Here is a 20,006-nt window from a genome sequence, read left to right on the forward strand (position 1 = left end):
CAGGCATTCGCTTCGGTCGCTCCCCGTGCGGGAGCGTGGATTGAAATGTTCGCTGGAGTGGCTGAGAGCCTCCCTGTACCGTCGCTCCCCGTGCGGGAGCGTGGATTGAAATTCTAGACAAAGCTGACCGGGTAACGGTAGGATTGGGTCGCTCCCCGTGCGGGAGCGTGGATTGAAATCCTTCGGTATGGCCAAAGAAATACCGTGGCGCGCGCGTCGCTCCCCGTGCGGGAGCGTGGATTGAAATCGTATCGAAGTCGGCCAGACGACATACGTCTTTGTCGCTCCCCGTGCGGGAGCGTGGATTGAAATACATTGACCGTTACTTTGTTTACGGTGTCCTTTTTGTCGCTCCCCGTGCGGGAGCGTGGATTGAAATGCATACTTTTATACCGAACTTATATTCTAAACTGTCGCTCCCCGTGCGGGAGCGTGGATTGAAATTCCATTCATCATATCGAACGTTAGTCCTGGGTTGTCGCTCCCCGTGCGGGAGCGTGGATTGAAATCTGTGTTGGTTATCCAATAATCCCATTTGATCCGTCGCTCCCCGTGCTGGAGCGTGGATTGAAATATTTCCCTGCAGCTGAGCGCGAACATCATTACGGGTCGCTCCCCGTGCGGGAGCGTGGATTGAAATTTCTGAGAGTGGAGCCGCATAGTCCGTCATAAACTGTCGCTCCCCGTGCGGGAGCGTGGATTGAAATCGGATCTCGCCTGCAGCAGCTCGTTTTTGTATACGTCGCTCCCCGTGCGGGAGCGTGGATTGAAATTCTGGCGTCAATGGCTTCCGGATTATCGTGCAGGTCGCTCCCCGTGCGGGAGCGTGGATTGAAATCCCACCTCTAACCACTGCTTAAAGTATTTATTGAAAGTCGCTCCCCGTGCGGGAGCGTGGATTGAAATAAGTTTATGTACCTCATAATCCAGACCATGAACAGTCGCTCCCCGTGCGGGAGCGTGGATTGAAATCCACTAACGCTATTCGTAAGATAAAACAGATTGAGTCGCTCCCCGTGCGGGAGCGTGGATTGAAATATTGTTCCCGGATTTGCTGCAGACCAAACGGCCAGCGTCGCTCCCCGTGCGGGAGCGTGGATTGAAATCTCTCATGGATGATGTCCGGGGATGCTTTTGTAGTCGCTCCCGTGTGGGAGCGCGAATTAAACCCTTCCAGAGCAAAGCAGACAGTGACATAGTAAATATTATTTAAAGGAAATTATACTTTTTTGAAAAGTGATCTATATTACTGATAACTTTCTTTCGTAATAGTATATTATTATAAGGTCATCCTTTATTATCAAGGATGTGGATTGAAAAGTAATAGTATATTATTGTTTGAAGGTTCAGGGCGCTCCTCGCTACTGGGGTGCGTCCGAAAAATTTTGAAGATGAGATAAGAACAACTAAGACGAACATCATTTGTTATCATTCATATAACAAAGAAGGGGTCGTTGAAGTGAGCAAACCTAAAGTATTCATAGGATCTTCTCTTGAAGCCAAATATTACGTAGATGCTATAAATGAAAGCCTGAGTTATACTGCGATGGTTACGCCATGGACATCTGGTGTTTTTGGGGTGAATCGCTATACTATGGAAGATTTAGAACAGCAATTAGCCAGTAATGATTTTGCTGTTTTTGTATTCGCGCCTGATGATGTTGTTTCGATACGCGGGAAAGTATTTCTGACAGCAAGGGATAATACGATCTTTGAATTAGGTCTTTTCTGGGGGAAATTAAAAAGAGAAAGAGTGTTTTTTATTCTTCCCCGTACCGTGCCAAAAGAAGCGGACGGACAGCAGGTCGAAGGATTTCGACTGCCTTCGGATTTGATAGGTCTTACTTTGCTCTATTATGAAGAGCGCGACGATCATAATTATGCTGCGGCCGTTAGTGTCGCATGCGGAAAAATTATTAGATGCATAGAGGAAAAGCAGCATTTTGCCGATCCTTATATACAGCTTAAGAGTCTGGAACGGGATCTGCGCAAGAAGCATATGCTTTTGACCTTTTTTATTGATTTTGTAGGAACTGTAAGATCGGAAGATGCCGATGGATATGAAAAGCTTTACGAGGCATTAAGAAATAGTTTTGATATTTCGGCTTTGGAGAATTTTCGAATCAGAGGCGCAGCCATTTGGAAGACAGAGGGCAATGATGGAATAAGGCAAGTGGCGGGGAACGTGGGAAAGAATCGTTTTTATACGTTTTCTGATAACGATGATCGAAATGGCGGAAGCCGTATTCTCGTATTGGATGCTTTTTTGCAGGGGAGCGTACAGTTTTTTCTTTATCGGGTGCATGTTGATGCTGAATATATAGTATGTTATCCTCTAGGTAAGGAACTGGTAATTACGATTCATTTAATTGGACCTGCGGAATTGTCTGTTGAACACTTTGAGGTAATCTCAGAGGACAACAGGGAACTGATGAATGTCCTGAATTATTTATTTGGAGGGGATATGAGATGAGCAAAGCGCGTAGCAATGTGAGGAACTTCGGAAGAAGGGGGCAGAACTACAAGGTCTCGTCCTCGTCCCGCATGCTTTCTGATTTGAGATCGGTTACTTCGGGCAGTAGTGCAGTCACCATAGCGACAGGCCCTTCTGTAACAAGTGATGCTGACGTGAAATATGTATTGGTCTATCAAAAGGATGCAAAGTATGAGAAGCCCTCATTCGCGAAATAGAGCCTTTTTTCAAAATAACACACAAAAGCAAGTTGGTTTCTGTCACCCGGAAATCAGCTTGCTTTTTGATATGCCATCCCATACTTCATCACTCTAACTTCTCCCCGCCATCCGCTTCGGCCTTCTTCCGCGCACGGAAACGGCGAACCTTCAGCAAATTCCCGCAGGCCTTATCATCGCAGTATCGTTTGGAGCGGTTGCGGGTATCGTCATAATAGACCCACAGGCAAGCTGGAAACCGCAGGGAGATGCCGCCAACTCGATCTGGGAGACGGTCAACCATATAACCTACTATAAAGAACGCCTGCTCCGGAAGCTGAAAGGGCTGGAGAAGATGCCTGATTTGGAAAGTAACGATGACACCTTTACCGTGACGGAGAGCGGGGAAGAAGCGTGGCAGCAGGCGGTTACTCGGCTCAAAAAGATACATGCCGATCTTCGTGAGATTATTGAAGCTTTGGAAGAAGGAGCCTATGATTGGGGTGGTTCAGGGCATGCGCCGGGAGAAGAAGTGATGAGTCTGATCCTGCACGATGCTTATCACACGGGACAAATTGTATTGGTCCGCAAGCTGCAGGGCTCTTGGCCAGCCCGGCGGAGCTTCTCTTAACTAACAGAGGAACGCAAAAAGGGCTCTCCGATAGGGAGAAGCCCTTTTCCATGATAATTTTAACATTGGCTATGATTGCGCCTCACTACGCATTTCGGTGGAGTTACGGTAAAAGTACCAGCATTCATTCAGAAGCTTAATCTGACGGCGGTCTTTTTTGTAATAGGCCTTCATCATCTGATGGCAGAGCCATTGCGGCAAGGGAATCCCTCCTCTGGCTGCTTATATACAGATAGCATATGGGAGAGGGGGCTTAAAGGTTCGGCTTACTGGATAGTCTCTTCTTCCTCTTCATACCACTGTTCCAATTGAGCCTGCAGGGCTCTAATCTCCGTCAGCAGCGAGATCAGCGGATAATTCTGTTCTTGAATCCCTGCAAAAGCCTGCTCCAGCACATTAATATATTCCAGACCGGACTGAAGGACATATTGTTCACGCAGCAGCTCCAGAGAATCGCATTCGGCCACGGCTAACGGCAGGTCAGGCACGTTCTCGGCAGTCAGCTTGTCGATTTCCTTGTTGAGGCGCAGATTGAGCGCACTAAGCTGGTAAGCATATTCTTCTGGCATCTCTACGAATAAAAGCTCCTGATGTTGCTGCAAAATCACATACCGCATTTTCGGCATAATTCATTCTCCCTCCGTACTAGTCTTCCTTCTTGACAGTTTAGCGTATGCGCAAGTTACAATTCAAGTAAAGATCTTATTTCCCGCGGAAAGGACATGTGAGAGTAAACCATGGAAAGTATGAGCAACGAAGAACTGCAGCTGTGGATTGAGCAGGTGTCCCGGGAGAGCTTCGGGGTGCCGTTTCGCCATAAGGCCTCGTTCAACAGCCGGTTGAAGACTACAGGCGGGCGATATTTTATGAAAAGCCATAATATAGAGATCAATCCTGAGCAGCTGAACACCTTCGGACGCGAGGAGACCGAACGGATCATAAAGCATGAGCTGTGTCATTATCATCTGCATTTGGCGCGAAGGGGCTACAAGCACCGCGATTCCGATTTCAAAAACCTGCTGGCGCAGGTAGGCGGCAGCCGTTATTGCCAGACCCTGCCGGGTGCGAAAGCCCGGAAGCCGCTGCCTTACCGGTACAAGCTGGTATGCACAGCCTGTGCCGAAGAATACCTGCGCAAGCGCAAGGTTGACCCGAAGCGTTACCGCTGCGGGAAATGCGCGGGCAAGCTGCAGTTGCGGACCTTGGAGTAAATTCTAATACTTATTTTACCCGTCCGGTGGAGAGCATCAGCTTGTAATTGCCATATTGCAGCAGGTCGTCGAGAAAGGTGTTTAGCTCTTCCTGGTTCTTTACAAGGATCCGCATCCAGTAGCAGCCTTCACCGCTTATCCGGTGTAATTCATGTACCTGAGTGTTTATCTTTGCAAAGTCCTGGAAGGTTTGATGGGCGGCGCTTGAACTTAAAAATACAGTCACAAAAGCATGAATCCCCAGTCCGAGCTTTTCCGGATTCCAGCGGACTGAAAAGCTCTCGATTACTTGCATCTCCTGCATTCTACGTATACGGGCGCCAACAGCTTGACCTGTCATATGGACATGCTCTCCAATTTCTTTATGACTAAGTGTCGCATCGTCTATAAGTAATTGAAGGATACGAAAATCGGTATCGTCGATAAGATAATGATTCATTATAATTTTCATTCCTTTCCATATGAAAGCAGAAGGCCGCAATCTCTTTCAGGGCAAAATGTACGCTGCTATTACGCCATATTATAATGGTAGCAGAAGATACAGAAAAGAAGAGGTGGTTGCCTGATGAAACTTCAGCTAATCCGACATGCTTCATTGTGGCTGGAATACGGCGGTATTACTTTTTTGGTTGATCCCATGTTTAGTGGGCAGGGGGAGAATCCGCCGATCATGAATAGTGCCAATAATCGAAGAAATCCGCTTGTACCCCTGCCCGGGCCTGTAGACCAATGGCTGAGCCCTGATGTTGTACTGGTTACACACCTTCATCAGGATCATTGGGATCACGCTGCAGTGTCATTACTCCCACACGATGTTAAACTCATGTGCCAACCAGGTGACCATAAGACAATAGCCGGACAAGGCTTTAACGATATTACTGCGGTTCATGATGTTGTGTCTGTGGGCAGAGTAAGCCTTACCCGAACAAGCGGAAAGCATGGCACCGGCGCAATCGGCCGGCGGATGGGAGCTGTATCCGGCTTTATATTTGAAGCGGAGGGTGAGCCAACGCTATATTTAGCTGGAGATACGATTTGGTGTAATGAGGTGCAGCAGGCTTTGGATTTGCACGATCCTGAAGTAACGGTTGTCAATGCGGGCGGAGCGAGGTTTCGATGCGGAAGCCATATTACGATGAATGAGCAAGACATTGTTGACTTGTGTTCGTATGCACCGAATACATCTGTGATTGCTGTTCATATGGATAGTATTAATCACTGTCTGGTTACCCGTGAGCTGCTGGATCGCAGGCTTAGACAGGAACTGTTATTAGACAGAGTGGCTCTTCCTTTGGACGGGGAGTGGTACCAGACATCTCACGTGCCAGCACATTAATGCATCTCCTTTTACTGCCAGCTGAAAACGATAACAAAATCGCCTCTCCGCTTGACTAGACCCGGGAATCATGATAAATTATTTCTTGTTCACACTAAGAATTATTCCCTGATAGCTCAGTTGGTAGAGCACTCGACTGTTAATCGAGTTGTCACAGGTTCGAGTCCTGTTCGGGGAGCCATTTTCTTGGAGAGATACCCAAGTGGCTATAAGGGGACCCTCTGCTAAGGGGTTAGACTGCGTAAGCGGTGCGAGGGTTCGAATCCCTCTCTCTCCGCCACATTTTTTATTAAAATAGTGGCTCCAAGAATGATTATTCAATACTCAGTTACATACGTGTCACAGACAAGAGCTCCTAACGGGCTCTTTTTTTTGTTCTTATACCCTATTATTTGACGAATTAATCCTTTAATTAATTGAAGGGTTGCTGCTGTAAAGAGACAAATGTTATATTATTTGCAGCAAAATAAAGTATTGTATAAGAAAAGGGTGAAAATCCCCTTTTATTAAAACTCCGTTTATCGACGATATACTCCGTTTTACTCCGTATTATGACAAAAAACTCAAATACCTACCCAATTGGCTACATTCAATGTTATATAATCTGACCTTAAATTTCGAATTTTATAGTAAAAAGCAAGAAATGCTAGTGACGAAAAAAAGTGTGTATGTTAATATAAATAACATCATACAGAAAGAAAGATGAATGTAAGACAGAGAAAGGGGATTTTTGATTATTATGGGGAAAAGGGGATGGCGATGGAGTACTTCATTCAGCAGTTAATTAACGGAATTTCCGTAGGCAGTATTTACGCTCTGATCGCCCTTGGTTACACAATGGTTTATGGAATTATCAAGCTGATTAATTTTGCTCACGGCGATGTGTTTATGGTCGGTTCGTTTATCGGACTGTTCAGTGCCAGATATTTGGCATCGGTGGGACTTCCCCCGGTAATCGTCCTGATTATATCACTTGTAATTTCTATGACGGTCAGTGCACTGCTTGGCATCTCGATTGAACGATTGGCTTACAAGCCGCTGCGCAAGGCATCACGTATCGCCGTACTTATTACAGCTATTGGGGTTTCCTTTTTTCTGGAATACAGCGGAGTATTCGTACTTGGGCCGCAGGCCAAAGGTTTTCCGGAAATTCTTAATAAGAAGCAGTATCAGTTGTTCGGAACTTCCATTCAGGTGGATTCCAATCAGATCATGATTCTGGCAACGACTGTCATCCTTATGATTATCCTGCAGTATATCGTACACCGCACGAAGATCGGCAAAGCCATGCGGGCGGTTTCTTATGATATGGAAGCGGCACGGCTGATGGGGATTAATGTGGACCGGACGATTTCAGCTACCTTTGCTATCGGTTCGGCACTCGCAGCTGCGGCTGGTGTTATTTTCGGTATGACATACAATTCCGTAGACCCTATGATGGGTGTTCTTCCGGGGCTGAAGGCTTTCGTTGCTGCTGTACTTGGAGGTATAGGAAGCGTTCCTGGAGCACTTGTCGGGGGATTGCTGTTAGGTACGGTAGAAACAGAAATTTCTTCTTTGGGTTATTCCTCCTGGCGTGACGGCGTAGCTTTTGCCGTTCTGATCCTCATCCTTATCTTTAAACCGTCCGGGCTGTTTGGTAAAAATGTCCGGGAGAAAGTGTAGGTGGGGAAACAACATGAAGAAACTTAACAAATCATTCTGGATTGGAATCGTCCTTTCCCTAGTTCTCTACGGAATTATTCATGTTCTTTTGAACACAGGTTTCCTTGATGATGTTGCGGAATCCACGCTGATTCTGGTCTGTATTAACGTCATGCTGGCGGTATCGCTTAATCTGATTAACGGGATTACCGGTCAGTTTTCCATCGGGCATGCAGGATTTATGTCCATCGGTGCTTACGTGTCGTCTATTCTTACCTTGAACTTTGATATTCCTTTCGTTCTGGCTCTTCTGATTGCGGGCGTTGTGGCAGCATTTTTCGGTGTTCTTATTGGTATTCCGACGCTGCGGCTAAATGGGGACTACCTGGCGATTGCAACACTGGGCTTTGGCGAGATTATCCGGATCGTGCTGCTCAATACGGAATATGTAGGCGGTGCTTCGGGACTAAGCGGTATTCCGTCGGAGACTACATGGACGATCATGTTCTTTTTTACTCTTATTACGGTAATAGTAATCAACAATTTTATCCGCTCTTCTCATGGTCGGGCCTGCATCGCTATTCGGGAGAATGAGATTGCTGCCGAGGCGATGGGTATTAATACAACGTTGTACAAAGTTATCGCCTTTTCACTTGGTGCGCTTTTTGCCGGGATGGCTGGCGGACTATCGGCACATAAATTTTATGTTATTAATCCGGGCAGCTTTAATTTCCTGAAGTCGTTTGAAATTCTGGTTATGGTCGTACTGGGAGGTCTGGGAAGTACTGCAGGCTCGATTATCGGTGCCATTGTGCTGACCCTGCTGTTCACCCTGCTGCAGGATACTCCAGAGCTGCGTATGATCATCTACTCGGCGATTCTTATACTGATGATGATTTTCCGTCCGAAGGGACTTCTTGGCAGCACAGGTCTTTCATTTAAGAAATTTTCCAAAAAGGAGGCGAAGCCGGATGACGTCATCAGCGAAAGCAGTTCTTCTTGATGTCAAAGAGGCCAGTCGTTCCTTTGGAGGACTAAAGGCGCTCAGCGAAGTTTCCCTTCATATCGATAAAGGGGAATTAATCGGATTGATCGGACCGAACGGAGCCGGCAAAACAACGCTCTTCAACCTGTTGACCGGTGTCTATCCGCCATCCAGCGGTACCATTATTCTGAATAATCAGTCCGTAGGCGGCATGAAGCCTTTCCGGATTAACCGGAAGGGGGCGGCGCGGACATTCCAGAATATCCGGCTGTTCACGGCAATGACGGTTCTCGACAATGTCAAAATTGCCTTCCACCAGCATGCGAAGCATTCGATCTTTACATCGATGCTGCGCCTGCCAAAGCATTTCAAGGAAGAATCGGAAATTACGCAAAAAGCGTTAGATATTCTTAAAATATTCAATCTGGCCGATCAGAGCGAGGAAACAGCAGGTAACCTCAGCTACGGTAACCAGCGCCGTCTGGAAATCGCCCGTGCTCTCGCGGCAGGTCCGAAGTTGCTGCTGCTGGATGAACCGGCGGCGGGCATGAATCCGAATGAGACTCGTGATCTAATGAATCTGATTGCCTGGATTCGTAAAGAATTTGATCTGACCATTCTGCTGATTGAGCATGATATGTCATTGGTCATGGGGGTTTGCGACCGGATCTATGTGCTTGACCGCGGCATGCTGATCGCCGATGGAACACCTGTAGAAATACGGAATAACCCCAAGGTTATCGAAGCCTATTTGGGACAGGAGGCGTAGACAGCAATGCTTACAGTACAAGGAATCAATGTTTACTATGGAGCCATACATGCCCTTAAGGATCTAAGTATTACCGTTAATGAAGGGGAGATTGTAACGTTGATCGGAGCCAATGGCGCCGGCAAATCTACACTTCTCAAGACACTTTCCGGATTGCTTAAGCCAAAGACAGGCAGTATAGATTTCTTAGATAAATCCATCACGAACCAAAGCATACAGTCTATTGTTAAGCAGGGCCTTATCCATTGTCCGGAAGGCAGACGCGTATTTGCAAACATGTCTGTTGAGGAGAACCTGGAGCTGGGCGGCTATTTGCAGGATTCAAGCAGCCTGCCAGCTGATCTTGAGAAGGTGTACGCTACATTCCCCCGTCTTTTGGAGAGGAAAAAACAGCTGGCCGGTACATTATCCGGCGGGGAGCAGCAAATGCTCGCCATGGGCCGTGCAATGATGGGCCATCCGAAGCTGCTGCTTCTTGATGAGCCGTCCATGGGTCTGGCACCGCTGTTGGTTCAGGACATCTTCCGGATTATTCAGGAAGTTAATGCTTCCGGAACGACCGTATTGCTTGTAGAACAAAATGCACACCAAGCGCTGAAGATTGCCCACCGTGCTTATGTACTTGAAACAGGCAGAGTGGTCCTTGAGGGGGATGCCAAGGAATTGGCGGATTCAGAAGAGATCAAGATGGCCTATCTCGGTCATTAATTATTCATTAGTTTGTTAGCAGCATCACAGAACCAACATATAAATATAATACTTTAGGAGGCTGGAAGAGGATGAAGAAAATCGGGGCCATTATTTTGACGACAGTATTGACTGCAGCTTTGGCAACTGGCTGCGGCAACAACAAAGAGACTGAGAGCAATGCCGCTGGAAACGGTGGAAATGCTGCTGCAGGAGCAATCAAGATTGGAGCGAACTTCGAGCTTACAGGCGGTCAGGCTTCCTTCGGTGACTCCGCACTCAAAGGTGCACAACTGGCAGTGAAGGAAATCAATGATGCAGGTGGAGTGCTCGGCCAACAGCTGGAACTGGTTGAAGCCGACAATGCTTCCAAGTCTGAAGAAGCAACCCGCGCAGCCCAAAAGCTGATCACAACCGAAAAGGTTGTAGCGATTATTGGGGCAACGACTTCCACGAACACTCTGGGTATTGTACCTGTAGCCCAAGAAAAGGAAATTCCACTTGTGAGTTCTTCGGCAACAAACCCTAAGGTAACTGTTGACGAGCGTACAGGAGAATTGAATCAATGGGTGTTCCGCGCTTCCTTTATCGATCCTTTCCAAGGTCAGGTTATGGCAAACTTTGCTACAGAAACTCTTAAAGCAAAAACCGCAGTTATCTATACTGATACTTCCAGTGACTACTCCAAGGGATTACAAACCTTCTTTAAAGAAACCTTTACCAAGAATGGCGGCACGATCGTAAGTGAAGAGTCCTATCAACAAAAAGACTCCGACTTCAAAGCCGTGCTGACTCGCATTAAAGAATCGAATCCGGATGTTATTTACCTGCCTGGTTACTATGAAGAGGTTGGTAAAATTCTGAAGCAGGCACGTGAAATGGGTATCACTGTACCATTCATGGGTGGCGATGGCTGGGATTCCCCGCAGTTGGCTGAAATTGCCGGCGCAGCAGCACTCGATAACACGTTCATGTCCAATCACTATTCGCCGGAAGACAGCTCTCCTGAAGTTAAATCGTTCGTAGATGCGTTCAAGGCAGCTAATGGCGATCTCGTACCGGACGGAATGGCTGCACTGGGTTATGATGCTGTGAAGCTGGTAGCTGATGCCATCACTCGCGCAGGCTCTACTGATGCTACGAAGCTGAAGGATGCACTGGCTGCTACGAAGGACCTGCAGCTGGCAACGGGTAAAATTACAATGAACGAAACTCATGACCCTGTTAAAGCAGCAGTTGTCCTGAAATTTGTTGATGGTAAGCAAACATTTGAAACAAAAGTTAATCCATAAGTGTATACGATACGCTGATCTTTGATCCGCTGGATAGTGTATTCTTCTGAGCCAATTAGGCTTGTCAGCTCCGGGAGCCTCGTGCTTCCGGAGTATTTTGGCTACGCAGAAATCGAATTATCCTGCAAGTCTAATAAATAATACTTGCAAGTTTCCCCGAGGTTTGATATACTCATTTTTGTTGTGAAAAGAACATATTAGATATAGTGTACGGCCCGTTGGTCAAGGGGTTAAGACACCTCCCTTTCACGGAGGTAACATGGGTTCGAATCCCATACGGGTCACCATATGCGGTAGTGGTGGAATGGCAGACACGCTATCTTGAGGGGGTAGTGAGCGTATGCTCGTGGAGGTTCGAGTCCTCTCTACCGCATTACACAAAAAAGGTAAGAAATCCTTTGCTTAGCAGAGGATTTCTTACCTTTTTTAATTGCCGGCTGACCCTTCCAGTGCACGGGCATACTGGGGATAAAGCTGCCGTATACAGCTTGGACAGATATCGTGTGTGAACTGCACAGAGAGCTGTTGTTGTAAGAAGCTCTCAATGGTTGCCCATCGATCCTTGTCATCACGAATAGATTTACAAGAGGCGCAGATAGGCTGGAAATGCTGTTGCGGCGGCTTGCACACAGGGATAGCTTTCTTGGGCAGCCGGACCCTTTGTTCTGAGGGCCCTGGAACAGCTTGATGGGAAATGACAACAGAATATCCTTCCCGGTTATCGTCTTCTATAAGCGGAAAGGCCTCAAGCCGGAAATACTTGCTGCTGTCCTTGAGAGCGGGTGGCTTGGGGAATTCACCCCTGTATACAAGATGTTCTCCGCCGAAAATGGAGCGCAATGACTTACGCAGCACCATCATGTGCTCGGGCTTCAGGATCAGCTCCTCCATGACTTCGAAATAGTTGATCCCGACCCACTCCAGGCGAGATGAAATCCCGCGTCGGAAGCTGTAGGCCTTCCAGGAACGATTTGCGAATTGGATTATGCCGTGTCTGTCAATGACCAGTGAAAGCTGTGGTAGAGAATCGAGAGTTTGATGAATAGAGGGTAACAGTCGTTCTGGCAATGGCTATCGCTCCTTGCAGTACTTCAAATTGAAATACTAAGATGGGGGCAGACCCAGCAGTTCATCTACCTGACGCCGGTAACGCTGGGCTCTACGTGTTCCGTGAATCAGATTCGAAAGACGATAAGGCGGGATTCCATACATTTCACAAAATACCTTCTGATCCAGATGCATCTCCGCCAGACGTTGCTTGATCGCCCATCCATAAGGAGTTATAGGCTGTTTGCTTTTCAACTGACTCACCTCTTATTTACATTCGGGCCGTATGATATAATGGGATTAGACATAATAGTTAATTATATACTTTTTTACGTCATTTTACAATATGAAATAACTTAAATAAGTGCATTCATTATATTGGAAGGCGGTTTGCAGATGCAGTCGATCTACGGGCGTATTGAGTATTTAATAGAACAAAAGGGAATAACCAAAAAGTCATTTTGCGAGCAGCTTGGAATCAGCACAGGGAACCTGGGAGATTGGAAACGCGGGAAATCTACTCCGGGCACGCATAAACTGATTGAGATCGGTGCCTTTTTTGGGGTCAGTCTGGACTGGCTAATTTTGGGCAAAAATGCCCCGGTGATCATGCGGGAGAGTAACGAAGATTATTTTTTTGAGCAAATAGGGCAACTGGATTGCCAAAGTGACAGCCTGCTTCCCAAAGAGAAGGAATTCATCAAAGAATACATAGCTTTTACCCGGTATCGGAAGCGTACATCGGAGGAAGAAAATTCTCAATGAGCCATCTTTACTTTTAAGGATAGTGGCTATATAATAATGAATGTTGACCTCGAACAAAGCTTTTGTGTTTTACTCATCACGCGGTAGTGGTGGAATGGCAGACACGCTATCTTGAGGGGGTAGTGGGTGTATACCCGTGGAGGTTCGAGTCCTCTCTACCGCATAATGTTATATACAGCAAGGGTTTATAAGGTTTCATGAATATTTGATTAGTTAGTGCTTCTTAGCACCCGATACTTATCCAATAGACCACTTACTTATCAGGACACTAAAATTCTGAAAAGGGAGTGGTCTTTTTGTTGTAGAAATTTTCGATTCAAGGTTTTATTGATGATCGGGAGTACAAAAATTTATCACCTAAAACGATTGCAGCATACCTATTAACGTTGAAGGAATTTCAAACCTTTTGTGGTGAACATGAAATTGTGAACGTGGAGGACATAACTCAAACCTTCATCAAATCCTATCTAATGTATTGTCAAAAGGAACGTGGCAACAATCCGACAACTAGAAATTCAAAACTCCATACCATTAAGATATTCATGAATCACCTTGAAGAAATCGAAGTGATTGACTCCAAACAGAATCCCATTAAACGACTTCCATATGTTAAAGAAGATATTCAGATTGAAGCATTCAGTGATTATCATATAACTCAAATGTTAAATTACTATCGTAGAATCAATAATCGTAACCGTACATTCCCTGCTTATCGGGATTACACAATTATCATTACATTGTTGGGTACAGGTGTCCGTTTAGGTGAGTTGATTAACATGAAATGGAATGATATAGATTTTAAATCAGGAACAATTACAGTGTATGGTAAGAAACGTGAACAGTCCTCTATTCCGTTGACAGATAAATTAGTAAAGGAATTGGCTGAGTTTCAAGTGTTCTGCCGACAACATTTTAATAGTTTATCGGAGTATGTATTCACCAGTGATAGGAAAAATGGGAAGTTATCGACCGATGCTGTTAAATCCATCTTTAAACGCTTAAAGGAAGCAATGAATTTTAAGGATGAAATTAGATTATCTGCTCACACTTTTCGTCATACTTTTGCTATGAAAATGTTGATGAATGGCTGCGATATTTTTACGCTCCAAAAGATGCTTCGTCATTCACAGTTAAATATTACTCAACGTTATCTCAGTATTTGGGGAACGGCTCTACGATCACAAAATGCTCTATACAATCCATTGAACAATATGGACATATAGCCATGACAAAAATGACGAATGATTTACTTGATACCCATATTTATCTAAGTCGGTTAATATGGATTTTGGACGATGTAACGTTTGATAGTCTCTTAGTGCTTACACAAGCCCATTCAGGGTTGGTAAGGGAAGCACTTGATACATCATGTGATGAAGACAGGAAAAAGGCGATACAGGGTGATATACAAGTCCTGAGAACATTGAGAGATAGTATTGTTTACCAGTTCCAAGAAAACTATTTACAACCACAAACTGAGGAGTGATTAGGTTGGTTAACATGCAATGGGTTCAAGCAAACCTCTCTGAAATTCGTTATGTTTCATGTACTGGAAAGCACAATAATTTAATAAAGACGTTGCATTTAAAAGATGAAAAATTGAATTATGAAGGTTCTTTTGATGAACTGCGAATATTTCTTACTTCTCAAAACTTCCTACAGATTGATCGGGGTCTTGTTGTGAACCTTGAAAAAGTTGATTACGTTAATTTAAAAAAGAATGAAGTTCACTTAAAGGATATGGATGATATTTTAAAGGCAACATCAATTAAGAGTAAAATATTATCTGAAAAATTAGCAATTTAAAACTTTTAAGGCAGGGAAACTCTCCCTGTCTTTTTTGTTTTATCGACTCTTAGAAATGACTTTAAATCCTATATATCCATTGATATGAGGGAGAAAGATTAGAACTTTCCAAGTTTAGGATGGTATTTATCAGTATGAGTATAGAGTCCAATATCTCATTTTCAATCAAAAACGACACATTTTAATATTTTTATCATTAAAAAACCCTTATAAACACTAGGTTTTTTGAGGGTCTCGAAGGTCTCCATATGATAGGGATATAATAAAAATTAATTTTAGGAAAATGAAAACATTCAAAATAACCATATAGAATATAGGTTTTTTAGCACTCTGATATTTTTTATATATGAAGGAGTCTGCAAGACGGACATAATGTCCACCAGCAAAAATGTTAGCATTTAGAAATCAATACTAACGGTTTAGAAATCCCTTGTTCTGCCTATGTTTTATAAGGGTTAATCCACTCTACAGATTTTTTTATATAGTGATAGAGAATGAATAATTTTAGAGGGTCATAATGTCGCTTCAAAAAAATGTGAACCACCAGCCAATTGAAAATGTGAAGTAGCCAAATAATGTTATTTAACAAGCGATATTAAGAATATTTTTGATGTGCAGAATTTTTTATATAGTGAAGGAAGAATCAAAATAATTCTGTTACTTTATAGAAATCCGGCCGTATTGGCGCCGATTTGTAATACTTAACAGATACTCTATAATACGAGAAAGGCTGACGAGACTTTCTCGACAGCCTTGAGGGCACCCCATGCGCTGCCCTTTTTTTCTCATGTTGGCCGGTCTATACTTGCTTAACCGATCTTTTCTAAGACTTCGTATACTTAATATACGATTCCCGCATCATGGGCCATATTCTTTTTAAGTTCATGAAAGCTAAAGCTTGTGTAGCTGCACATTAAATGAGTTTTATTGACACTCATCAAAAACAAATATATAATGATAAATGTAAAGCTTTTCATTGTTGTTTTGAAATCCCTTACAAAACAGCTGCCGTTCTACCTTATAGGAGGTAAGATGAAGAAGGATATCAACATAATCGAAGTAGCCAAGAAAGCGGGGGTTTCAATAGCAACTGTTTCCAGGGTTTTTAATAACTCGGGAGTCGTTAAGGAGAGTACACGAAAAAAAATTCAACAGATTATTGAAGAAACAGGTTATCATCCTAATATGCTAGCAAGGGAACTTGCTGATAAAAAAACTTCACTGATTGGCATGATCGTACATGACATGACTGGTGAGGGGATGCCAAGGGCAATTAATGGTGTAAATAATGTGCTCGAGGAATTGGGATATAATCTGTTAATCGCATGTACAAACGGGAACTTCGAGAATGAAAGAAAGCAATTTGACATTTTTCGTTCAAAACGTGTTGAAGGGATTATTTTTGCAACGGCAACATTCACACAACAGCATGCAGAACTCATCAAGAACCTCACGATACCAGTCATTTCTCTATTACAAGATACTGAGAAAGACCAAATTCCTTTCGTTTCATTTGATAATTATCATTTTGGAAAGGAAGCTGCCATTAAGCTAATCGATCTTGGGCACACAAACATTGGATTTATTAGCGGGCCGGAAGGTTCAGCGAACGCAGAACAACGTTTGAAGGGTTATAAGGACGGTTTAACAGAAGCTGGAATTCAGTTGAATCCTGACAGCATTATCAACGGTAATTTTCACATTGAAGATGGTTATAACAAAATGAAGATTTTGTTAGATAGGAATATAAATCTTACATCTGTTATAACAGTAAATGATGGTATGGGTATAGGAGCCATTAATTGTCTTCTGGATATGGGTATAAAAGTGCCCGAACAGTTTTCTGTGCTGGCGCTGGACGATACAGTTTTAGCAAAAGCCTCTAGATTAAAACTTTCTGGCGTTCAATACTCCTATACGGAGCTCGGCCAGGAAGGAGCGAAAATCTTATTGCATATGGTTGAAAACAACCAGGTTAAATTCGAAAAGTATATGGTGCCGTATACAATCCATATTAGAGAAAGCGTAGCGATTGCAAAAAGTTGAGAGCCCTAACTGAACAATCGCTTTTTTATTAATCGAATTGTAAAGCTTTACATTTTCTACCCAGCAGCCTCATATTATTTGATTATTATTTTGGCTAAATTGTAAAGCTTTACATTTGAATATAACATTGAAGGGAAGTATAGAAAAGTGGAGAGAACATGGTGGAAAGAGAGCATTGTTTATCAAATTTATCCTAGAAGTTTTAATGACAGCAATGGAGATGGAATTGGTGATATTAAAGGGATTACTGAAAAATTAGACTATCTGCAGGATCTGGGGATTGATGTGATATGGTTGTCGCCTGTATTTAAGTCGCCAAATGATGATAACGGTTACGATATCAGTGATTACCAGGACATTATGGATGATTTCGGCAACATGGCGGATTTTGATGAAATGTTGAAAGAAGCTCACAAGAGAGATATCAAAATCATGATGGACCTCGTAGTCAATCATACTTCGGATGAGCATGCGTGGTTCATGGAATCGCGCTCTTCAAAAAACAGCCAGTATCGTGATTATTATATTTGGAAGCGGGGAAAAGAGGGGCAGCCTCCCACTAACTGGGGCGCGGCTTTTGGCGGCAACGCTTGGGAGTACGATGAAGCTTCGGATGAATATTATTTACATCTCTTTAGTAAGAAGCAGCCGGATCTCAATTGGGAAAATCCTGGCTTGCGTCGAGAAGTTTATGACATGATGAAATTTTGGCTGGATAAGGGTGTAAACGGGTTCCGCATGGACGTCATTAACTTTATTTCAAAGGACCAGTCTTACCTGGATGGCAAGGTTGCTGGAACCGGTTATGGTGACGGCGCTCAATATTACATTAACGGTCCACGTATTCATGAATTTCTTCAAGAGATGAACAAGGAAGTGCTGGCGAAATATGACACCATTACCGTGGGCGAAATGCCGTTCGTTAACATTGAAGAGGCTAAATTATATACAGGTACAAACCGTGATGAATTAAATATGATTTTCAATTTTGATCATGTAGATATCGGTAACGGGAAATTTGGGAAGTGGACGCCAGAGTCATGGAAGCTCACTGATCTAAAAAGGATTTTTACTAAATGGCAAAATGGGCTTGAGGAAGACGGTTGGAATAGCTTGTACTGGAGTAACCATGACCAGCCGAGAGCCATCTCCCGGTTTGGGAATGACAGCGATGAATATCGTGTGATTTCAGGAAAGATGCTGGCCACCTGCCTGCACATGTTGAAGGGAACACCCTATATTTATCAAGGCGAAGAGCTGGGTATGACCAATATGAAGTTTGAGTCCATTGATGTTTGTCGGGATATTGAATCCTTAAATGCTTATAAAGACTACACCGAAGGAAACCATCTTACACATGAAGAGATGATGGAAGCCTTCTGTGCACGAAGCAGGGATAATGCGCGTACTCCGGTTCAATGGTCAAATGAAGTTCATGCAGGATTCACTGCAGGAGACCCATGGATTACCGTTAACCCCAACTATAAAGGCATCAATGCAGCAGAGGCTCTCGAGGATAAGGATTCTATATTCCATTACTATAAAAAGTTAATCCAGCTGCGGAAAAAGAATCCGATCATCGTCTATGGGAAATATCAGCTGATTTTAGAAAACGATGAACAAATTTATGCTTATGTCAGACATCTGGGTGAACAAAAGCTGCTAGTTATATGTAATTTTTCAGCGAATACGCCTGTATTCTCTCTTCCGGAGGATATCCATTATAAATCAGCGGAATTACTAATTGGCAACTATGAAACCGATGCATCAGAAGCTCTTGGCACCGTGATACTTAAGCCCCATGAGGCTAGAGTATATAAATTAAATTAAGGGGGAAGTTTGAATGAACAAGTCAGTAAAAAGAGTGGCCAGTGGTTTGCTAATCACATTGTTAGGTGCATCATTACTTTCCGGATGCGGTTCTAAGTCTGATGAAGGGGGAAGTTCCGACGGGAATAAAAAAGTGGAAATCGAATTCTTCTCCAACAAAACTGAAAATATAAACACATATAAATCCCTGATTGCGGAATTCGAGAAAGAAAACCCGGACATTAAAATTAATTTCCAATCTCCTCCAGAGGCGGATACGGTTCTGAAAGTCAGAATTTCCAAGAATCAAATTCCTGATGTAATGTCCATGGGGGGGAGCGCGCAATACCGTGAATTTGTCGGTACAGCAATTCTAAAAGATTTTTCTGACGATCCATTGTTAGATAATGTTCATCCCGCTTATATTGATATGATCGGCAAGATTTTGGGGGATAAAAATACCGGAACTTATGGTATCCCTTACGCGGCCAACGCAAACGGTATTATTTACAACAAAGAGAAGCTCGATAAACTGGGTATCCAGCCGCCCAAAACGTGGGATGAATTGATCCAGGCATTAGACAAAGCAAAAGCAGCCAGCGAAACGCCAATCTTCTTTACATTAAAAGACCCTTGGACTGGCATGGTTATCCTGAATTCGATGGCCGCCAACTTGCAGGGAGAAAACTTTGCCCCTGATAAAAATGCAGGCAAAACAACCTTCAAACAAAGTTACGGCGAGATAGCAGATAAGATGATCCAATTAATTGACTACGGGCACAAAGATAACTTTGGCGTTGGATATGCTGATGGCAATGCAGCATTTGCCAAAGGAAATGGTGTCTTTTACATGCAAGGTGTGTGGGCGATTCCGGATATTTTAAAGGCAAATCCAGATGCTAAAATTGGTGTAAGCGCATTCCCGGCTACGAATGATCCAGCCAACAATAAACTCGTTTCCGGTGTGGATATTTTGTTGACCTCATATAAAGACACCAAGCATCCTGAAGAAGCACAGAAATTTATTGAGTTTTTGCTGAAAAAGGAAAATGCGCAAAAATATATCGATGAGCAAACTGCTTTCTCAACATTAAAAGATGTCTTTCAAAACAACCCCATTATGGACGGGTTCAAAACGAACTTTGAAAATGGAGCTATTACCAGCTTCCCGGATCACTATTATCAAAATGGCATGAAAGCCGAAAACATTGTACAGGAATTTTTCATGAAAAAGGATAAAGATAAATTTTTGGACACCATGGATAAAGAGTGGGACAAAGTCTTAAACAGACAATAACAAGAAGATGT

Annotated in this window: 21 protein-coding genes, 5 tRNA genes, 1 pseudogene and 1 CRISPR repeat array (1 of these 28 running past the window's edge); of the genes and pseudogenes, 21 read left to right on the top strand and 6 right to left on the bottom strand. The window is 43.7% G+C overall.

The genetic code is table 11. The features are described from left to right. Positions 1 to 1,106: direct repeats of the CRISPR family, unit length 32 nt; unit sequence GTCGCTCCCCGTGCGGGAGCGTGGATTGAAAT (it extends 5,419 nt beyond the left edge of the window). Positions 1,107 to 1,459: 353 nt separating this feature from the next. Together PaeBR_RS05305 and PaeBR_RS05310 are read left to right on the top strand one after the other, a co-directional pair. Continuing rightward, positions 1,460 to 2,473, top strand: a complete 1,014-nt coding sequence (locus PaeBR_RS05305; protein WP_410513839.1) for a TIR domain-containing protein — start codon at positions 1,460 to 1,462, stop codon at positions 2,471 to 2,473. Beyond that, positions 2,470 to 2,691, top strand: a complete 222-nt coding sequence (locus PaeBR_RS05310) for a hypothetical protein (protein WP_410513840.1) — start codon at positions 2,470 to 2,472, stop codon at positions 2,689 to 2,691. The genes PaeBR_RS05305 and PaeBR_RS05310 overlap by 4 nt, the downstream gene beginning before the upstream one ends. Before the next feature lie 88 nt (positions 2,692 to 2,779). Here the strand turns inward: PaeBR_RS05310 and PaeBR_RS05315 are convergent. Then, positions 2,780 to 2,926, bottom strand: a pseudogene (locus tag PaeBR_RS05315) (CGNR zinc finger domain-containing protein); the annotation flags it as partial. A 27-nt stretch (positions 2,927 to 2,953) separates the two neighbouring features. Between PaeBR_RS05315 and PaeBR_RS05320 the strand changes: the two are divergent. Beyond that, positions 2,954 to 3,301, top strand: coding sequence for a DinB family protein (locus PaeBR_RS05320; protein WP_410515082.1), 348 nt, complete (start codon positions 2,954 to 2,956; stop codon positions 3,299 to 3,301). 69 nt (positions 3,302 to 3,370) lie between these two features. On the opposite strand, the gene cmpA is transcribed toward PaeBR_RS05320, so the two are convergent. Next, on the bottom strand, positions 3,371 to 3,502 hold the full coding sequence (cmpA, locus tag PaeBR_RS05325; RefSeq protein WP_410513841.1) for a cortex morphogenetic protein CmpA: 132 nt from the start codon (positions 3,500 to 3,502) through the stop codon (positions 3,371 to 3,373). Positions 3,503 to 3,567: 65 nt separating this feature from the next. Beyond that, entirely contained in the window at positions 3,568 to 3,927 is a 360-nt protein-coding gene (locus PaeBR_RS05330; protein WP_410513842.1) for a hydrolase/acyltransferase, read from the bottom strand. 120 nt (positions 3,928 to 4,047) lie between these two features. Here PaeBR_RS05330 and PaeBR_RS05335 point away from each other — a divergent pair, with 120 nt between their 5' ends. Further along, entirely contained in the window at positions 4,048 to 4,512 is a 465-nt protein-coding gene (locus PaeBR_RS05335; protein WP_410513843.1) for a SprT family protein, read from the top strand. Between the two features lie 10 nt (positions 4,513 to 4,522). Here the strand turns inward: PaeBR_RS05335 and PaeBR_RS05340 are convergent, their stop codons facing one another. Continuing rightward, positions 4,523 to 4,963 carry an Lrp/AsnC family transcriptional regulator gene (locus tag PaeBR_RS05340; protein WP_410513844.1) on the bottom strand — a complete coding sequence of 147 codons (441 nt, stop codon included), beginning with the start codon at positions 4,961 to 4,963 and terminating at the stop codon, positions 4,523 to 4,525. Between the two features lie 114 nt (positions 4,964 to 5,077). Between PaeBR_RS05340 and PaeBR_RS05345 the strand changes: the two genes are divergently transcribed. The 10 genes from PaeBR_RS05345 (at position 5,078) to PaeBR_RS05390 (ending at position 11,598) form a co-directional block, all read left to right on the top strand. Continuing rightward, the gene (locus tag PaeBR_RS05345) at positions 5,078 to 5,848 is read left to right on the top strand and encodes an MBL fold metallo-hydrolase (RefSeq protein ID WP_410513845.1); all 771 of its coding nucleotides are present in this window, start codon (positions 5,078 to 5,080) and stop codon (positions 5,846 to 5,848) included. Positions 5,849 to 5,953: 105 nt separating this feature from the next. Further along, positions 5,954 to 6,029 (top strand) — tRNA-Asn (locus PaeBR_RS05350). A gap of 7 nt (positions 6,030 to 6,036) precedes the next feature. Beyond that, a tRNA-Ser gene (locus PaeBR_RS05355) sits at positions 6,037 to 6,128 on the top strand. Between the two features lie 479 nt (positions 6,129 to 6,607). Next, positions 6,608 to 7,513, top strand: a complete 906-nt coding sequence (locus tag PaeBR_RS05360; protein WP_410515084.1) for a branched-chain amino acid ABC transporter permease — start codon at positions 6,608 to 6,610, stop codon at positions 7,511 to 7,513. A 13-nt stretch (positions 7,514 to 7,526) separates the two neighbouring features. Beyond that, positions 7,527 to 8,495, top strand: coding sequence for a branched-chain amino acid ABC transporter permease (locus PaeBR_RS05365; RefSeq protein ID WP_410513846.1), 969 nt, complete (start codon positions 7,527 to 7,529; stop codon positions 8,493 to 8,495). Then, positions 8,464 to 9,246 (top strand): ABC transporter ATP-binding protein, encoded by a 783-nt coding sequence (locus PaeBR_RS05370; protein WP_410513847.1) that lies wholly within the window; start codon positions 8,464 to 8,466, stop codon positions 9,244 to 9,246. The genes PaeBR_RS05365 and PaeBR_RS05370 overlap by 32 nt, the downstream gene beginning before the upstream one ends. Before the next feature lie 6 nt (positions 9,247 to 9,252). Further along, positions 9,253 to 9,954, top strand: coding sequence for an ABC transporter ATP-binding protein (locus PaeBR_RS05375; RefSeq protein ID WP_410513848.1), 702 nt, complete (start codon positions 9,253 to 9,255; stop codon positions 9,952 to 9,954). Between the two features lie 71 nt (positions 9,955 to 10,025). Beyond that, positions 10,026 to 11,225, top strand: coding sequence for an ABC transporter substrate-binding protein (locus tag PaeBR_RS05380; protein WP_410513849.1), 1,200 nt, complete (start codon positions 10,026 to 10,028; stop codon positions 11,223 to 11,225). A 212-nt stretch (positions 11,226 to 11,437) separates the two neighbouring features. Then, positions 11,438 to 11,512, top strand: a tRNA-Glu gene (locus tag PaeBR_RS05385). Between the two features lie 3 nt (positions 11,513 to 11,515). Continuing rightward, a tRNA-Leu gene (locus tag PaeBR_RS05390) sits at positions 11,516 to 11,598 on the top strand. Between the two features lie 53 nt (positions 11,599 to 11,651). Here the strand turns inward: PaeBR_RS05390 and PaeBR_RS05395 are convergent. Then, entirely contained in the window at positions 11,652 to 12,293 is a 642-nt protein-coding gene (locus tag PaeBR_RS05395; RefSeq protein WP_410513850.1) for a hypothetical protein, read from the bottom strand. A 36-nt stretch (positions 12,294 to 12,329) separates the two neighbouring features. Beyond that, complete coding sequence (locus PaeBR_RS05400; protein ID WP_410513851.1) at positions 12,330 to 12,527, bottom strand: XRE family transcriptional regulator; 198 nt, start codon at positions 12,525 to 12,527, stop codon at positions 12,330 to 12,332. A 141-nt stretch (positions 12,528 to 12,668) separates the two neighbouring features. Here PaeBR_RS05400 and PaeBR_RS05405 point away from each other — a divergent pair, with 141 nt between their 5' ends. The 7 genes from PaeBR_RS05405 to PaeBR_RS05435 all read left to right on the top strand — a co-directional run bounded on the left by PaeBR_RS05405 (position 12,669) and on the right by PaeBR_RS05435 (position 19,995). Next, on the top strand, positions 12,669 to 13,037 hold the full coding sequence (locus PaeBR_RS05405) for a helix-turn-helix domain-containing protein (protein ID WP_410513852.1): 369 nt from the start codon (positions 12,669 to 12,671) through the stop codon (positions 13,035 to 13,037). A gap of 80 nt (positions 13,038 to 13,117) precedes the next feature. Then, a tRNA-Leu gene (locus tag PaeBR_RS05410) sits at positions 13,118 to 13,200 on the top strand. 151 nt (positions 13,201 to 13,351) lie between these two features. Next, positions 13,352 to 14,260 carry a tyrosine-type recombinase/integrase gene (locus PaeBR_RS05415; protein ID WP_410515085.1) on the top strand — a complete coding sequence of 303 codons (909 nt, stop codon included), beginning with the start codon at positions 13,352 to 13,354 and terminating at the stop codon, positions 14,258 to 14,260. A gap of 277 nt (positions 14,261 to 14,537) precedes the next feature. After that, positions 14,538 to 14,843: a LytTR family transcriptional regulator DNA-binding domain-containing protein gene (locus tag PaeBR_RS05420; protein ID WP_410513853.1), complete on the top strand. Its 306-nt coding sequence runs from the start codon at positions 14,538 to 14,540 to the stop codon at positions 14,841 to 14,843. A gap of 1,032 nt (positions 14,844 to 15,875) precedes the next feature. Continuing rightward, on the top strand, positions 15,876 to 16,889 hold the full coding sequence (locus PaeBR_RS05425; RefSeq protein ID WP_410513854.1) for a LacI family DNA-binding transcriptional regulator: 1,014 nt from the start codon (positions 15,876 to 15,878) through the stop codon (positions 16,887 to 16,889). Between the two features lie 147 nt (positions 16,890 to 17,036). Next, positions 17,037 to 18,719: a glycoside hydrolase family 13 protein gene (locus PaeBR_RS05430; RefSeq protein WP_410513855.1), complete on the top strand. Its 1,683-nt coding sequence runs from the start codon at positions 17,037 to 17,039 to the stop codon at positions 18,717 to 18,719. A gap of 13 nt (positions 18,720 to 18,732) precedes the next feature. Further along, positions 18,733 to 19,995 (top strand): ABC transporter substrate-binding protein, encoded by a 1,263-nt coding sequence (locus tag PaeBR_RS05435; RefSeq protein WP_410513856.1) that lies wholly within the window; start codon positions 18,733 to 18,735, stop codon positions 19,993 to 19,995. Positions 19,996 to 20,006: the final 11 nt, after the last annotated feature.

This window comes from Paenibacillus sp. BR2-3, from assembly GCF_046529485.1.
Taxonomy (GTDB): Bacteria; Bacillota; Bacilli; order Paenibacillales; family Paenibacillaceae; genus Paenibacillus_AQ.

What these genes read in the sequence shown, in the direction of transcription:
- PaeBR_RS05310 (WP_410513840.1), top strand. Translation starts at nt 2,470, where the DNA reads ATGAGCAAAGCGCGTAGCAATGTGAGGAACTTCGGAAGAAGGGGGCAG.
- PaeBR_RS05330 (WP_410513842.1), bottom strand. Translation starts at nt 3,927, where the DNA reads ATGCCGAAAATGCGGTATGTGATTTTGCAGCAACATCAGGAGCTTTTA.
- PaeBR_RS05335 (WP_410513843.1), top strand. Translation starts at nt 4,048, where the DNA reads ATGAGCAACGAAGAACTGCAGCTGTGGATTGAGCAGGTGTCCCGGGAG.
- PaeBR_RS05340 (WP_410513844.1), bottom strand. Translation starts at nt 4,963, where the DNA reads ATGAAAATTATAATGAATCATTATCTTATCGACGATACCGATTTTCGT.
- PaeBR_RS05345 (WP_410513845.1), top strand. Translation starts at nt 5,078, where the DNA reads ATGAAACTTCAGCTAATCCGACATGCTTCATTGTGGCTGGAATACGGC.
- PaeBR_RS05360 (WP_410515084.1), top strand. Translation starts at nt 6,608, where the DNA reads ATGGAGTACTTCATTCAGCAGTTAATTAACGGAATTTCCGTAGGCAGT.
- PaeBR_RS05365 (WP_410513846.1), top strand. Translation starts at nt 7,527, where the DNA reads ATGAAGAAACTTAACAAATCATTCTGGATTGGAATCGTCCTTTCCCTA.
- PaeBR_RS05370 (WP_410513847.1), top strand. Translation starts at nt 8,464, where the DNA reads ATGACGTCATCAGCGAAAGCAGTTCTTCTTGATGTCAAAGAGGCCAGT.
- PaeBR_RS05375 (WP_410513848.1), top strand. Translation starts at nt 9,253, where the DNA reads ATGCTTACAGTACAAGGAATCAATGTTTACTATGGAGCCATACATGCC.
- PaeBR_RS05380 (WP_410513849.1), top strand. Translation starts at nt 10,026, where the DNA reads ATGAAGAAAATCGGGGCCATTATTTTGACGACAGTATTGACTGCAGCT.
- PaeBR_RS05405 (WP_410513852.1), top strand. Translation starts at nt 12,669, where the DNA reads ATGCAGTCGATCTACGGGCGTATTGAGTATTTAATAGAACAAAAGGGA.
- PaeBR_RS05420 (WP_410513853.1), top strand. Translation starts at nt 14,538, where the DNA reads ATGCAATGGGTTCAAGCAAACCTCTCTGAAATTCGTTATGTTTCATGT.
- PaeBR_RS05425 (WP_410513854.1), top strand. Translation starts at nt 15,876, where the DNA reads ATGAAGAAGGATATCAACATAATCGAAGTAGCCAAGAAAGCGGGGGTT.
- PaeBR_RS05435 (WP_410513856.1), top strand. Translation starts at nt 18,733, where the DNA reads ATGAACAAGTCAGTAAAAAGAGTGGCCAGTGGTTTGCTAATCACATTG.